This is a genomic window from Cognatundibacterium crateris, assembly GCF_010078235.1.
GTDB classification, from domain to species: domain Bacteria; phylum Pseudomonadota; class Gammaproteobacteria; order Burkholderiales; family Burkholderiaceae_D; genus Undibacterium; species Undibacterium crateris.
The window spans coordinates 623,998-639,167 of record NZ_JAABOS010000001.1; the positions used below are offsets into that span (position 1 = coordinate 623,998).

General features: G+C 49.6%; 14 protein-coding genes. 4 read left to right on the forward strand and 10 right to left on the reverse strand.

Annotation, left to right across the window (positions count from 1 at the left end):
• Nucleotides 1-14: 14 nt before the first annotated feature.
• The gene (locus EYB48_RS02740; RefSeq protein WP_162018734.1) at nucleotides 15-479 is read right to left on the reverse strand and encodes a CYTH domain-containing protein; all 465 of its coding nucleotides are present in this window, start codon (nucleotides 477-479) and stop codon (nucleotides 15-17) included.
• Nucleotides 480-572: 93 nt separating this feature from the next.
• Nucleotides 573-1,697, reverse strand: coding sequence for a M14 family metallopeptidase (locus EYB48_RS02745; RefSeq protein ID WP_162018735.1), 1,125 nt, complete (start codon nucleotides 1,695-1,697; stop codon nucleotides 573-575).
• Nucleotides 1,698-2,003: 306 nt separating this feature from the next.
• Here EYB48_RS02745 and EYB48_RS19105 point away from each other — a divergent pair, with 306 nt between their 5' ends.
• Entirely contained in the window at nucleotides 2,004-2,648 is a 645-nt protein-coding gene (locus EYB48_RS19105) for a DUF6624 domain-containing protein (RefSeq protein ID WP_235934847.1), read from the forward strand.
• 74 nt (nucleotides 2,649-2,722) lie between these two features.
• Here the strand turns inward: EYB48_RS19105 and EYB48_RS02755 are convergent, their stop codons facing one another.
• The 3 genes from EYB48_RS02755 to EYB48_RS02765 form a co-directional block, all read right to left on the reverse strand.
• The gene (locus tag EYB48_RS02755; RefSeq protein ID WP_162018737.1) at nucleotides 2,723-4,597 is read right to left on the reverse strand and encodes an outer membrane protein assembly factor BamB family protein; all 1,875 of its coding nucleotides are present in this window, start codon (nucleotides 4,595-4,597) and stop codon (nucleotides 2,723-2,725) included.
• 126 nt (nucleotides 4,598-4,723) lie between these two features.
• Nucleotides 4,724-5,035 (reverse strand): hypothetical protein, encoded by a 312-nt coding sequence (locus tag EYB48_RS02760; RefSeq protein ID WP_162018738.1) that lies wholly within the window; start codon nucleotides 5,033-5,035, stop codon nucleotides 4,724-4,726.
• Between the two features lie 105 nt (nucleotides 5,036-5,140).
• Nucleotides 5,141-5,422, reverse strand: coding sequence for a hypothetical protein (locus EYB48_RS02765; RefSeq protein ID WP_162018739.1), 282 nt, complete (start codon nucleotides 5,420-5,422; stop codon nucleotides 5,141-5,143).
• Between the two features lie 145 nt (nucleotides 5,423-5,567).
• Here EYB48_RS02765 and EYB48_RS02770 point away from each other — a divergent pair, with 145 nt between their 5' ends.
• The gene (locus EYB48_RS02770; protein ID WP_162018740.1) at nucleotides 5,568-6,503 is read left to right on the forward strand and encodes a LysR family transcriptional regulator; all 936 of its coding nucleotides are present in this window, start codon (nucleotides 5,568-5,570) and stop codon (nucleotides 6,501-6,503) included.
• Here EYB48_RS02770 and EYB48_RS02775 read toward each other — a convergent pair.
• From EYB48_RS02775 to EYB48_RS02785, 3 genes are all read right to left on the reverse strand, one after another.
• Nucleotides 6,500-6,904, reverse strand: a complete 405-nt coding sequence (locus tag EYB48_RS02775) for a hypothetical protein (RefSeq protein WP_328823218.1) — start codon at nucleotides 6,902-6,904, stop codon at nucleotides 6,500-6,502. The two genes, EYB48_RS02770 and EYB48_RS02775, sit on opposite strands and share 4 nt — an antisense overlap.
• Before the next feature lie 87 nt (nucleotides 6,905-6,991).
• Complete coding sequence (locus EYB48_RS02780) at nucleotides 6,992-8,152, reverse strand: porin family protein (protein ID WP_162018741.1); 1,161 nt, start codon at nucleotides 8,150-8,152, stop codon at nucleotides 6,992-6,994.
• A gap of 374 nt (nucleotides 8,153-8,526) precedes the next feature.
• A complete protein-coding gene (locus EYB48_RS02785; RefSeq protein WP_162018742.1) occupies nucleotides 8,527-9,438 on the reverse strand; it encodes a fatty acid desaturase in 912 nt (303 codons plus the stop codon).
• Between the two features lie 180 nt (nucleotides 9,439-9,618).
• On the opposite strand from EYB48_RS02785, the gene EYB48_RS02790 reads away from it, so the two are divergent.
• A complete protein-coding gene (locus EYB48_RS02790; protein WP_162018743.1) occupies nucleotides 9,619-10,617 on the forward strand; it encodes a helix-turn-helix domain-containing protein in 999 nt (332 codons plus the stop codon).
• Nucleotides 10,618-10,627: 10 nt separating this feature from the next.
• On the opposite strand, the gene EYB48_RS02795 is transcribed toward EYB48_RS02790, so the two are convergent.
• The gene (locus EYB48_RS02795; RefSeq protein WP_162018744.1) at nucleotides 10,628-11,332 is read right to left on the reverse strand and encodes a hypothetical protein; all 705 of its coding nucleotides are present in this window, start codon (nucleotides 11,330-11,332) and stop codon (nucleotides 10,628-10,630) included.
• The gene (locus EYB48_RS02800; RefSeq protein ID WP_162018745.1) at nucleotides 11,329-11,874 is read right to left on the reverse strand and encodes a hypothetical protein; all 546 of its coding nucleotides are present in this window, start codon (nucleotides 11,872-11,874) and stop codon (nucleotides 11,329-11,331) included. Before EYB48_RS02800 ends, EYB48_RS02795 begins: the two co-directional genes overlap by 4 nt.
• A gap of 738 nt (nucleotides 11,875-12,612) precedes the next feature.
• Between EYB48_RS02800 and EYB48_RS02805 the strand changes: the two genes are divergently transcribed.
• Nucleotides 12,613-15,165, forward strand: a complete 2,553-nt coding sequence (locus tag EYB48_RS02805; RefSeq protein ID WP_162018746.1) for a GGDEF domain-containing phosphodiesterase — start codon at nucleotides 12,613-12,615, stop codon at nucleotides 15,163-15,165.
• Nucleotides 15,166-15,170: the final 5 nt, after the last annotated feature.

Genomic DNA, 15,170 nt, shown 5'->3' on the forward strand with positions numbered 1-15,170 from the left:
AACGCTATCCTGCCTTACCAATTTTTAAACGGATTGCGGATCAGACTGGCATTTGCGTAGCGGCGGTCATGGCTGACTTCTTCGCCCAGCCAGGATGGGCGCACAAAAGTCTGCTGCTCCGAATTCAGCTCCACTTCGGCCACCACCAGGCCTGCATTATCACCAAAAAACTCATCGACTTCCCAAACCACACCATCACGTGCGATCCGGTAGCGCTGCTTTTCTATCAAAGGGCGCTGGCAAACCTGATCTAACAAGGCACGTGCGTCTTCCAGAGGAATCGCATATTCCCATTCACCGCAACTGATGCCGGTAGACTTACTTTTGATGGTCAGACAGGCGGTATTCCCCTCTATCCTGACACGCACGATGCGCTCAGGATCGGTGCTGATATAGCCCTGACATAAGAGGCTGCCCGTTGCGCCTGCGCGCCAGCTGTCATCCGCCACCAGAAACTTACGTTCAATTTCTACGCCCATTTTTTCCTGCCTGTTCTGTTTATCTTGCTGAATTTCACCTGACAAAAAAAGAGAGCGCCGCAGCGCCCTCTTCTCGCCTGTATCTGAGCTACATTAAGCGCTGACAGATTTCAGGATAGGCTGCAACATCGCTTCGCCCAGTTTTGCACTACGCGCGCCATCCCAACCCACTTCTGCATCTGGCAGATTGTCATTGTCTTTGAATGGCAACTCCAGAGTCAGCGATACGCATTTATAGGTATGGCCTATGTATTTTGAAGCCAGTTTCAGCATATCTGCATTGTACTTCGATGCTTCGTAACCGATCTTGGTCTGGAAATCCGGGCTAGCCGCGCAGAAGCTGTCGACGAACACCTGTTGCTCATGCGCCTGCTGTTCAGTAAAGCCTTCTATCATCTCGCTGCCTGCAACGAATACATAGGGCAAGGCTTCATCGCCGTGAATATCCAGGAACAGATCGCAACCGGTTTCTTGTATTTTGTTTTTCACATGATAAACTTCCGGGCTGGTTTCCAGCGATGGCGTCATCCACTCACGATTCAGATTCGCGCCGGCTGCATTGGTACGCAGATTGCCACGATAAGCACCATCCGGATTCATGTTCGGCACTACATACAACACAGCCTGATCCAGGATCGCACGTGCAATCGGATTCGCCGGATCGAGCAAGGCATTCAACATACCTTCGACCAGCCATTCAGCCATGGTTTCACCCGGATGCTGACGCGCAATCACCCAGACTTTTTTCTTAGCCGACGGATCACCGATTACCACCAGATTCAGATCGCGGCCATCCACGGTATTACCCAGATCCTGCACCCGCGCCAGCGGTGATTGCTCCACCGCGCCTAGCAAGGACAGATGACGCTCCCAGCTGTAAGGCTCAAAGTAAGCGTAATACACGCTGTCAGTCTCTGGAGTATGGCGGATAGTCATGACTTTGCCATCGAATTCAGTATCGACGCGGAACCAGTTTTCACGGTCGTAGCTGGCAACAGCGCGATAGTTTTCCCAGCCCTTGGCATAAGTAGCCTCACCCGCATTCAGAAAACGCATCACCGTTTCCTGATCACGTGCGCCTTGCAAACGGAAATGGAACCATTGCCAGATATCCGCATGCGAGTCTTTGCGCAGTTTTAATTCGATGTCGCCCGCTTGTTCGGCCTTCACGACTTCAATCGCGCCCGCGTCGAAGTTCTGACTGATTTTAATTGTCATATGAGTTTCAGATTGATCGTTTATTTCACCGCCAGCCAACACTGTACCTCTGCGTTTCAGGTTGGACGACGACCTATGCACCGTATTGTCACAGCTTTTCAAGAATATGAAAATAATTTAGTCAAATTTCGCCCTGAATATTTTCAAATCTAGTTTTCTACCTAAGCATGCAGCCACTTCCCTACGCGTATCAAAACGACTACGCCATTTGCTTTAGCGATTGCGACTTGGCGTACGCTGAGCATACAATAAGATAAAAATACATTTTTATCTATATTTATTTGCATCGCTTTGGGGAAGCTCATTATGAAAACTGTGATTACTGCTGTCATCCTTCTTCTGTTGGCCTCCCCGCACTGTAAGTCTCAGGAGTCTTGCCAGCCCGCGAGTTTAAATATAGAACTGGAACAGGTCTTGGAACGTGACCAGAGTTCGCTCCAAAAATATAATCTGGCAGATCAGGAGCAAAGATTTGCACCCAGCGCTGAACATCTGGCAGATAAAGAACGCTTACTAAAATTGCTAAAGTCCGCAATGCAACAAAACAAAGAAGTTTTCGAAAAAATCATCGCTGACTGTGGCTGGCCCGATGCGCGAAAACTGAGTTACAAGGCCAACACGGCACTTTTTCTGATTGTTCAGCATGGCAGCAAAGATGAGCGCATCAGGTATTTCCCCTATTTTGAACAGCAATACCGGGACAAACTTTTAAACAGCCAGCGCTATGTCTTAATGGTAGATCGCATGCGTTTCGATCAGGGGCTGGGCCAGCTGTATGGCACGCAGTTTTTCCCGGAAAAATCTGGCATCGCTGTATATGGCGAAGTATTCGAACCCGAGAAGCTCAATGAACGACGCGAACAAATGAGTATGATGCGTATCAAGGCATTTGATGATGCCTACCCTCAGCCTAGCCAAAGTAAAAGTAAAAGTAGCAGCACAAGCAAATAAAATTGGTTTAGCTGCCAAATCAAAAATCAATGCCCCCGGTGCCTGCGGGGGCAATTCATGGCTGCACTACTTGCTTACCTCCCTAGCCGATAGGCGATGATGCCGCCGGACGGATTGTTCTGCGCGCCGTAAGGAACAAAAACCATACCATTGCTGATCAAGGCACCTGCGTTCATACTGGCATGATGCGGTTTATTCAAACCCAGATTGAATACGGCATTCAGATCCGGTGTCTGATCTGTGTATAGCTGCTTGCCATTGAGTGTGCTGACTACGAATAATTGTCCCGACGAAGTCGTAATGTAGAGCACGCCATTGGCCACGGATAAGTGCCGCATCGCTGCACCCGCTTTCAGCAACAGGTAATCCTGTCCAGTCCCTGCGACTTTCCAGGCAGGTTTTCCCGTACCAGCATCCAATGCATAGACTTTGGTCTGCATGCCAGTGATCGCCAGGCGGTCATCACGCACATCTTCGACATCAGCCCAGAAGGCAGGACTGAAAGTCGCGAAAAAAGCATTTTTATATTTACTGGTGGGCGTATCGAAATTAGCATCTGAAAAGCCATCATCAATACCTTCAAAGCCCGCGACATAAACGACGCCATTCGCATAGGCCGAACCAGCCTGTATGCCGCCCAGCCCTGTCGGTTTGCTGATCTGCTTCTCCCAGACGGTATTGCCAGTAAGCCGGTCAACCACGCGATACAGACCGCCTTTACTACCTACACCCACCAGATCCCTGATACGACCGTCAGCGGTTCTTGCGGTGAACATGACCGGTGGCGACAAGACATCCGCATCTCTGGGGCCATCGGTACGGCCTGGGCCCGCCGTCACCGGGTTATTGATATCGAACACATCACCGCGATGCAGTTGATTTACCCACAGGAATTTCCCGGTATAGTAATCAATCGCGTACAGACTATCGCTACGATCAATATAGCCCGCGGGTGCATGGGTCGCATCCGGATAGCCTGGATAAGGCAGCACCGTGTTTTGTCCCGTACCGCCAATAATCAAATGTCGTTTCAGATCGACCGCAAGTCCTGATCCGGCAGAGACGCCAGCGGCATAGCGCTTCCCTGTAGCCGGATTCAGATCGATGCTTGGGGTACGCCAAGCCTCAAATGGATGTGCCGGATCAGTAATATCCGTTGCGACGATAAGACCAGACTCACCCCCCTGCACCAACGCGTTATTCAGAATGACATTCACTTCGGTAATAAATAATTTTCGACCTTTTGTATTTCTATCGACATCATCCTGCGTGTGTCCGGTCTTGGCAGGAATACTGACTATGACCGGTTCGCCCAGATTCGACGTTAAGGTAAAGTCACGCGCCAGTATCAATGGTTGTATGCCAGGTGTGAGCGGATCAAAGTCGAGCTCGTCACCACCTCTTTGCCGGATAGCGTGGATACGCCCATTCAGAGAACCGCGAATCCAGATAATTCCGTCGGAAATAACCGGTGCCGAATAGTATAGTTCCGGTGCCACCGGCGTAGTCTGGCGCTGATAATCAGGATCCACTAATGTCCTTGTCCAATGGCGTTCAGCATTGCGAATGGTTCCGGTCCTGGCGTCCCGCGCAAACAGGGTGCCCAGAGCATCAATGTAATAGATCGTGTCATCTACGATCAAAGGTGGCGCAATCACACCCACAACCGAAGCAGGAAACTTTAGTCCTAATGCACTTTCCAGAACAAAGCCGGTTGGCGGCGGGGTCGGCCTCCATTTCGCATCGTTAAAGCTGGCCCACGCACGTTGCAATTTAGGTGCAGTCGAACGCGAAATACGAACTTCATCAGGGTTGGAATTGGTGTTTGAATAATCATACGAATAGAGTGGCCAGCTATTCGCACTATCGTCATCGGCAATTGCCACGCCATACAAGCACATGGCTATACCCAAGGCGCTGTGCTTCATCACTGTTGTCCACTGCATCATCGACTCCCGGTAAAAGGTCTTACGCGCAGCGTCACATGGAATAAACCTGCGATGGCACTATGCGCAAGACCCCGTAAGCATGAAACTCAATTTCGCGTTCAGGCAGGAAAACTATCCCGACCTTGCTCAGTTCGAGGCATAAATCCTTACCTCCGGATCCGCCTTCAGCAAAGGCTTCAAGCTTGTCACTACATCTTTTTTGAATAGCTCGCTGCCCAGATAGTCTTCCGCTTGTTTTCGATTCGCAAATCCGTGCAAAACCTGTACATCATCATCGCGGATCAGCAGTTCTTTGGACTGTGCTCCCGGAATCTGAGTCAGAAAAGCTTGCTTATACTTGGTGTAGACAGCACCTGCCGCTGCCCGGTCTTGCGGATCAATTTTCAGCGTAATTTCCAAATACGCTTTTTCAGCGCAAGCCAGTGTAGGAATCGCCATGCAGGCGCTCAACGTCAGCGCGTACAAAGATTTCATTGGATTTAAGTTGAATGTTGTTTTCATCATTTCCTCGGATTTAGTCGGAAGCAAAATATGGGATGGCGATCAGGTCGCCTGATAGATGCGGATATCAGGATTTGCCTTGAGCATTGGTGTCAAGGCAGTCACAACATCGTCTGTGAATAGCTTGCTCACCAAATAGGCTGCTGCGTTTTCTGCTGTATCGAAACGGTGCAAAACCTGCACATCTTCATCTCTGATCAGCAATTCCTTCGATAAAGCACCCACGGCCTGGGTCAGGAATTGTCCTTTGAAACGTGCGTATATCGCCGCGGCTGACGTCCTGTCTTGTGGGGCAACATACAGAGTGATTTCTAAATAAACCATGACTTTTTTCCTCAATGTGGTGTACCTTCACTGGGTCGGCTGTGCTCCGACTGAAGTGAAGAATAACGAGCTTCTTTTTCATTCGGAAATTGTTTTTTAACATGCCATTTATTCAAATCTTCTATCAATCAGCGATGCCCCTGCCATGAACCTGAACCAGCTTCGTTTCGTCAGCGCTGTCGCTGCCAGTGGTTCATTTACTGCGGCCGCAGAACAGTGTTTCGTGACACAGCCAACCTTGTCGAATGGCATTGCGCAATTGGAAAATGAATTAGGCGCCCGTCTGTTCGTCCGTACTACGCGTCAAGTTGCGCTCACATCGTTTGGCGCGCATGTGCTGCCTTATCTGCTTGAAGTGTTGAATGCGCAGGCAGCCCTCATGCAGCAGACTTCGGCATTTCTCAGTGCAGATAAACGGGTATTACGGATAGGTACATCCCCGCTGATCAACGGCAGCGTATTAGGTGCGATGTTAGAAACCTTCCGTCAGAAGCATCCGGAAATTGAAATCATATTGCGTGAAATGAATATGATGGATTTGTACAATATGCTGGATGACAGCCTGTTGGATGTCATTTTTGTCGCCTCGAATATGCACAAAGGCCATTGGGATAGCAGCTTTTTATATGAGGAGCCCTTGCTCTTCATCCCCAAAGGCGGAGTCTGGCAGCACAAAAACAGCCAGGGGACAGTGCAACTCAAAGACATCGCCACAGAGACATTTGTCATGGTGCCGGATGCTTGCGGTTTATCGCGTACAACGCGCGCTTTGTTCCGAAGCCAGCGTCTTAAATTGCAAGAATACCCAGGGCAGGCGATGAGTTATCAGGTATTGGAGGAATGGGCAGAACTGGGGATCGGCGCCGCTATTTTGCCCAAGTCTAAGATCGCATCCAGCAAACATAACTGGTTTTCCATCAGCGATCAAAGCAACAATACAGTCAAGATACGCTTTGAAGCGAGCTGGGCCCGCCACGAAGCGCGTGAATCGCACTTAACGGAATTTATCCATCATGTGCATACCACCGTGTCCAAGGTCAACAAAGCTGCTAAAAAAGTGCAAAAGAAATCAAGCGATTAAGGGACGACCAGCAGCACCTTCACTGTGGAATCTACCGATGCTTTATCGATATAGGCCAGTGCGCTGGGTTCTGCAGCAACCGCTTTTTTTATCGCGGCATCATTTGGATATTCTTTAGGCGCGCTGCCCTTCCCGGAAAAAGATGCCTTGGCCCAGATAGCCTCAACTTGAGCGGGTGTTTTTTTGATGACCTTTTCATAGAATTCTTTGCGTATCGCTGCATCCTTGCCGTGATCCAGCGGAGTAAAAATCGTCGAACCACCCAGAAAAAACTGAGAAACCTGTTCCGGCAGCATACGTGTCGCCTGGTTAGCAGGATTCGTCACTACCACGATCTCTGCTGCAGCTGGCAGCGTAATCAACGATATTAACAATGCAAACATCAGTCGTGTTTTCATCATAATTCCTTTTACCAAATGTTGGACAAGCCATAAGCGTTTTCATGACCATCTTTGATGGCGCAGATTGTTGCCTGTTATGTCTGCCTGTTAAAACAGTCGATCGTAAGAGATGCGGAACACGTTGACGTTACCGCCAAAATTATTTGTGACGTCCCGATGTTTATCCAGCTGTAGCTTGACGGCGCTTTTTGCATCGACGTCATAACGCAGAGTGAGCGATAAGCGTTTGTAGGACTGAGGTTGATACTTCGTCAGATCAGACGATTTTTCTTTATAGCTGGCGTAGTTCAGGAAAGGTGTCCAGGCACCCAGACGGTAACCCGCACCCAAGGTATAAGACGGTGCAGTCACCGTATATCCGGCATCATCAAAATTCCTGGACAGCTGGGTCAGTTCGCTCAAGAAAAACCACTGATCCAGATCCAGATTGACTGCAATGCCGTAAGCCTTGAGTTTGGCAGCACTATCCAAAGCGATGGAACTATTGACCACCTTTACGTCGGACTGCACATAAACAGCTCTTACTGTGAGCGGACCTCGCTCCAGCTCGGCATCCGCACCGATGATATTGCTCCAGGTGACGTCGGTCTGACCGCTGTAAACCAGTTTTTCATAGAGAGAATCTTTGGATTTCTCTTTACCACCAAATACACTGAATGCGACATTATTATCCGCCACGCTGGTGCGGTAACGGACACTCGCACCGTTATAGTTGGTGACTTCCCAGCCATATAATTCCGGCGGTGGACTGACCCATGGGTAGGCCGCACCCACGTCCTGAAAATCGGAGTAAAAATAAAGCGGGATACGCTTACGCCCTACCTGAACTTCCCATTCTTTATTGAGTTTATAGCTGGCATAGGCCCATTGAATATTTGGGGTGGAATCCGTACCGCGCACCACCACCTGACCAGTTAAGTTGAAATCTTTGCTAATGGCATAAGTCGCCTGCACACCGGCCCGTGATTCAGGCTGCAGAGAAAAACTGTTATTGTAGACTCCCGCATTTGACCAGTCCGCCGTATAGCAGGGGCAGGTTTTATCATTGATGGCAGTTGGCCCCGCATAATTCGCCGGTAACTCACCACCGAAAGTGCGCCCGCCAACGATGGACAAGAATCCACTGACTTTAAGTTTAGATCCGGCGTCCACCTCGTCAGCATACGCGCTGCTGACAGAAAAGCTGAGCAAGCCCAATAAACTGCCACACAATCCAGACCAGAGTTGAAGTTTAACTGAAGTCATCATGCGATCCTTTAGATAAATTGCCAAATAAGTTTGACGTAGAAGCTGCGCTGTAAAGCCGTTTCGAAAATCTAAGGTGCCAGAGACCGGGCTCGTCATTCAGTTCATCTTGCGACAACTCTGAGACCTGTATCCTGCTGTGAGCGGTTTCTGATGGTTTTAGTGTAGGTCAGTCTTGCAAAAAACAAGCGGAAATTCTCGGGATTGGTTGCTACTACGCAACTAATCAATCGCCTCTGACAGGTGAACTACAATTTTTCGGGCGCCCGTTTCAAAGGCAGCAGTCTGCAAGCCCATCGCATGACCAACACTTTGCGCATTGAAGGCAGCGAGTACCGTTGGAGCCAGACTAAGAGCGACGGACAGTTCGATTTAACTCATCGCATAGAGCTTGATCGCTTCGATAAATACGCCTCCTTACTCACTTCCCTGCCCGTCACTGACACCAACAACGGGTCCTGCGCCAGGTGAAAACGCTCCCTGGCACGCCAGACGCGGGCATAGCGGTAGAACGGGACCAATGGATATAAGTGGTGTACCAGATGGTAATTTTGAGAAAGCAAGAGCGGTGTCAACACACGTTCAAAACCGACCCGGATGTTCGTCGCGAGATATTTGTTTTCCTCTGCTGTAGCCTTATACGGAGCATGAGGCCACACATCGAAAGCCAGTACGAGAAAGAAAATGGCAATGCGGGCAGGCAAAAACCAGTATAAAAAAACCTGCACACCCCAACCAAAATACAGCAAGCCAGCGATTACCACCGATCCCCCCAGGATGGACAGGAATACTTCACGAATCTGGTCTTTGGGCCGCGTCCACAACCGAGGCAGGTAGTAGTACAAATAATAAATATCGATCGTGGCACAACGAAATGGCAAGGACCATACAGACGCCCGCCCTACCCACATATCGGGGTCGTCCTGTTCATTCGAAAAACGGTGATGCTGCATGTGAACATAGCGAAACATGCGAAACAAAGGAAAAGGCAACAGCACTGCGGCAGAAATCCGTCCAATCAAGTCATTGAAAAAAGGGTTAAGACTGAGCGAGTTATGCGATGCATCGTGTGCGACAGTGAACAGCGCATAGGCACACAGCGTATTGACGCATACGACAGTAGCAGTCGCCCAGACACCATTCAGACCCAGCCAGATACTGGCCAGATAAAGTCCAAACGCAAGGATAAACAAAGCCAGCGTCGGCCAGGCCACGTAAGGCCTTTGCATCAGCGCCTTAAATGTCTGTTCATCATCTGCCAGCACAGCGTGTACATCAGGTGCATTCATGGTGTCTCCCGGTTTGAATTGCTTGTCGTGTATATGCCACTGATGCCGCGTATTGTTTACATCAGATTCAGCAAGAGCCTTCATTGTCAGTATCTGATCAGATAAAAAACAGGTACATTCAGGACAAAAAACCCTCAAAATAAGACATGATGTCTTCTTCAACCATACTGGATGATCTAATTGATCTCTGCTGCCAAGATATCGGATGCACCGCCCGCTGAATGGCGTCAAAGCCTGATTCACTCAACCTATTATCTGACCGGCGTAAGAATGGCAGAACGTATGGGCGTGGTTGTCGATAAGTCCTTCAACCCAGCGGCCAGAATGATGCCCTTGCTGGAGGCGCTGCCACTGATGGACGCAATGCAGGTGCAAACTGAACCTATGCTGGGTTGGCAACTGGGCAGCCTGATACCGGCAGCTGCACATGGCGCGGTTGGTTACGCCACTGTTTCAAGTGCGAATGTAGGACAGGCGATGCAGACCATTGCCAGATATATCCCGGTCAGGAATCGCTTATTCGATTATCGGTTTAGCGCAGACAGCAGCGAAGCAGTGCTGAGCCTGATTCCCACCATTCCATTGCGCGGCTATCAGGAATTTTGCGAAATCGCGACTGCCGTGTCCCTGTTTAAAATGGTACAAGATGTGGTCGACTCCAGCGTGTTACAGCAAATCCGGTTTGAAGCCACCTGGTCAGCATCCAGCCCGGTTCCGGCTAACATGAACATGCTCTATGATCGGGAAGTATCCGCTTTATTTGTGCCTGCCGGGGTCGCCAATATGCCCTTAATCACAGCAGACCCCAGGCTGTATGAATCAGCCTGCCGTAGCCTTGAGGAAGAACTGGCCTTGATAGACGGCAGTATGGCCGCGCGTATCCGCAAACTGATGCCCGATGAAAATCAACATTGGCCCAGTCTGTCGGAATGCGCCAGACGGATGTGCATTTCTGAGCGCACGCTGGCACGCAAACTTGCGCTGGAAGGCTATTCCTTTCAAACCCTGCTGGATGAATCCAAATGCGAGTTAGCCTGCTGGCTGCTCAGCTACTCGCCGCATTCCATCAGCGTCATCGCAGAACGGCTAGGCTACGATGACGATAGAAATTTCAGCCGCAGCTTCCGCCGCTGGCGCAACACAACACCGCGCGAATACCGGCAACAAAGAGCGCAGTGACGGGCAGGTGTCAGCGCAAGCTTGCCAGGCGCTGTAACTTGGCGACTAAATCCGGCGCTCTTTCCTGACTCGCGGCATCACCGGGAAGATGTCCAGGTAAGGCCTCTAAAAAAGCCGGTGCAGACAATAATTGAGTGAACTTTTCATGGAAATAATCCTTCACTTCTTTATCGCATGCGGCGCACTCGTCTATCAATGATTCTCGACCATCGACTACAGCCAATATATCTCCCAGATCATGGCTGAACAAATAGTCTGCATTACCGCGACCAGCAAACGCCTCTAATTTGGTAGCGATAAATAGCGGAGCTGAAATATGGCGTATGACCATGCCATTTGTCAGTGACTTAGTTTCTGCATAGACCAATGCAGCGCGATACCATCGGTTAGAAAAGCCCAAAATCTCATCAAGGGTTGGCATGATATCCACCTTGATCTGTGCAATCTGCCACCGACAAATTGGTGCATCGGCCTGCATATCTTGTGTAAAACCACGGGCGCGTAAATGTTGTTCGAGTTGATAATAGTCGGCGCGTGCCAGTACTTGCACAATTAAGTCAACGTCTTCGGTTGGCCGTATCTCGGGTTGGGCAGCATCCGTGATGAGTAAGCCGGCCACAGCACCGCCCACAAACACCAAGTCACGTAAGAGCGCTTCTCCTAAATGATGGGCGACCAGCTCTATCATGGCCATGTTGGGGTCGCGGTAATTCATGCGCTTAGCCTTTCATCGAGCATGGTAATAGCTAAGGCGCGCTCCCGCGGGCTACCACCCCGTATGGCGTCAAACAACACCAATAGTTCATACAAAGCAGGGTTACGACTCGCGGCTTGTGGCACGCTAGGATAGAGCGGATAAAATGCCACTCCGCGCACGCTTCCAGCCTTGTATGGCCACACAGGGAGCGGTGCAGAGCCCGGCACAATTTTATCTGCCAATGGCGCTGCTGCATAACTGGTTGGCATACCACGTGATTCACTGCCGCGTGTCGCTGGAAAAGCATAGCGTGCACCATGTTGCACAAATAAACGCAAGGCTTCACGTACCACAATCGCCTTATTATTTGCATCCTTACGCACCAACTGCGCCGCTTCTGCACGGCGGATACCCGCATGAATTTCCGATGCTGTTAAACATAATTCATCGGCCAAAACGGCATAAGTCGGTGCTGCGCCAGCCTCTAAAGACAGGCGCAATAGCACCACTAAGTCCTGTGGACGTAAGACGATTTGTGGGTTTGATTTGGCGGCAGACATAATAAAAATACTTACATTCTCCATTCGCAAATAGAGAATGTAAGTATTTTATTTTTTAAAGTCAAATACTTAATGCATTTATTTGCCATTTGCGAATAAAGAATATTTACTCATTATTAATTACGACCGCCCCAACCTGCTGCATTTGCAACTCTTTCAGCGCACTCCACTTGTATCTTTCCATTCAATCCGGCCTGCGTATCACATCGTAAAGCAGCCGTGTGAAAATCTTGTGGCGAGCCGGATCAGTGATTAACTGCAATAGGTACGCAATTCCAGGTATAGATTAGATTGATGAGCTCAAATATCGTCAAATCTAAGCCGTTCACAACAACGACAGCCGATCGGGCTTTCAATCGCTATCGATAAATTGATAGCTGTTCGTTTTAAAACACAACTCCTTATTAATAAAAACCAAAAAAATTAATTAAAGTTAAATCCAGGCAATAAACATAATTCCCAAGGGGAATTAACTATATTCTTAGGATTTGCGCAAAATTGTCCCGGCAAGGCTAAAAAGCCCTTTGCTGCTGTGGAAAGCATCGCTGGCAAGCGATGTTCGTTTCGCCAGCAGACAACACCATGGCGACGCAGGCAGTACAATTTGTACAGGGTGCGCAACCTGGAGCCATAACGCTGCTGGGGTGGCTTTGCGTAAATCCTGATTCTGTTCCATGCCGTTGCAATTGAATACTTTTGAGAGTGGATTTTCTCCAGCATTGGACAAGAGGTAAACAAATGAAAGCTGACACGGTAGCCTCGTTTTTATCCAAAGCTGGAAACATAGGGCGAAAAGCCTGGACTTGCCTGACTTATCCAAAATTCTTACATTTTAGTTTCAATGGCCGCGATACCAAGCCCAGTGATCCCGAGTTCTTCCAACTGAATAACGCGCTGGTGGAGCAAAAAGTGATGACTGCGCGGATCAGGGTCTTTGCCCGGCGGTCGTTTCAGGGTGCGCTGACAGCGCCGCTGGGTACTGCACTGCTCGCGTGGGTAGGAGGTGACGTCGCGGGATGGAAGCCAGCGATGATATGGTTTGTCATCTTCTGTGTAATCGAGTTTCTGATTGGCCGAACTGCCTATCTCTGCTGGCGCAAAGCGCCTCAGAAAATCGATATCTTAAACCAAGGCAGGCGTATCATCTTCCTCAGTTTTCTCATTGGCCTGGTTTGGGGCTCCTCCGTTTTTGTATTCTGGCTAGAAGGACAAATCCAGCATTACCTGCTCATTTTGACGATCTTGGTAGGTGTATCCGCAATTTCCATATCGATCATGTCGCCATTTCTGATGGCCTCGGTTAGCTTTTACGGTGGTCTGTTGCTATTACCCTTGATCCATGCACTGCAGATGCAAGATCCTATCAGCATGAAAATTGCAATCGGACTAGGCATTTTGTATTTGCTCATGTTGCAACATGCCAGTGTGGTCGGTGATCAGCTCGTCAACGATCTGGAGCTGACAGTTAGAAACGAAATGCTGGCTGAGCGTCTGCACCTGGCGCTTGATGCCGCGCACCAGGACTGGTTCGACCTGAATCCACAATCTGGCAAGATGGTTGCCAGTGTCAGATATACAAGAGCCCATGGTATCGTTAAGGAAAATGATGTGTACGATTTCCAGAGTTGGGTGGATGTCATACACCCGGATGACAGAGCCGCCATGCAATTGGCGTTCAGTACAGCTTTACAGGCTGGTGGTGATATCGAATCTGAGTACCGCATCCGCGCACTGAATAATGAATGGCTTTGGATACGATCCATTGGACACGTCGTTGACCGCGACATCCAAGGTAAGCCGATCAGAGTGATCGGCATCCATTCTGACATCACTGAAAGTAAGCGTGTCGACGGAAAGATCCGGAAGCTTGCCTTCTACGATCAGCTGACAAACCTGCCCAACCGCCGCCTCCTCAATGAGCGTATCCAACATGCGATTCATAACGCAAAGCGTCAACAGCGCTATGGTGCCATCCTGATGCTGGATATGGATGATTTCAAGGCACTGAATGATACCCAAGGGCATGACATCGGAGACAAATTTCTGGTGACTGTAGCGCGGCGCATTGAGTCCTGTGTTCGGGAAATTGATACCGTGGCTCGCCAGGGAGGTGACGAATTTGTGATCTTACTTGAATGTCTGGGCAAGCGGGACGAGGCAGCCGTTCGGGCAGAGGCCATCGCCCAAAAGATACTCGACGCAATCAAAAAACCCTACTTGCTTGAATTGACTGCGGTTGCGGGCAAGGGACATACCTACAACTATCATTGCAGCGCGAGTATCGGCGTCACCCTTTTTTCTGGTCACGTTAACTCAAGTGACGAATTGATGAAACGCGCTGACACGGCCATGTACCAGGCGAAGACGTCCGGGCGCAATTTAATTCGTTTTTTTGATATCGGCATGCAAGAGGAAGTGACAGCCAGAGCAATCCTTGGCAATGAATTACGTGAAGCCATGCTGAAGAACCAATTTGTCCTGCATTACCAACCCCAGATGAATGAGGCCGGATGCATGACAGGAGCCGAAACGCTCTTGCGCTGGATTCATCCCAGGCATGGCATGATGTCGCCGGACAGCTTCATTTCAGTGGCAGAAGACACGGGATTGATTTTGCCCATAGGTCGGTTCGTCATGGAAACGGCATGCGCCCAGTTGGTCGCCTGGGCTGCCCGTCCCGAAACCGCACACCTCACCCTGTCGATCAACGTCAGCGCGGTACAGTTTCGCGACCAGGAATTCATGGATCATACGCTGGCAACCGTTGAAAGCAGCGGCGTCAACCCGTGCAAAATCATACTGGAAATTACTGAGAGCCTGCTGTTGAACAGCCTGGAAGGCATCATTGAAAAGATGTTTGAGTTAAAAACCCGAGGAATTAGTTTTTCGCTCGACGATTTTGGCACCGGGTACTCCTCACTCGCCTATCTCAAGCACCTGCCTATCGACCAGTTAAAGATCGACAAATCATTCATCCGTGATGTTCTGAGCGATATGAATGATGCGGTCATCGTCCGCACTATCATCGCCCTTGCGAAAAGCATGGAACTCAACATCATCGCTGAGGGGGTAGAAACCGAAGAACAGCGTCAGTTATTGGCGGAAAATGGATGTTTTGCCTATCAGGGATATTTGTATGCCGGACCAATGTCGACTGAGGAGCTTGAGCAATATATGCAGCAACTGGTCGCAAAACTTGCGGACTGCGTAAACCCATCGGAAGGCAATGCATGCCAAGCTCCCCCTTGGATTGAACACTCTCAAACGCGAGAACCTGGCAGCCGTCACTGACACAT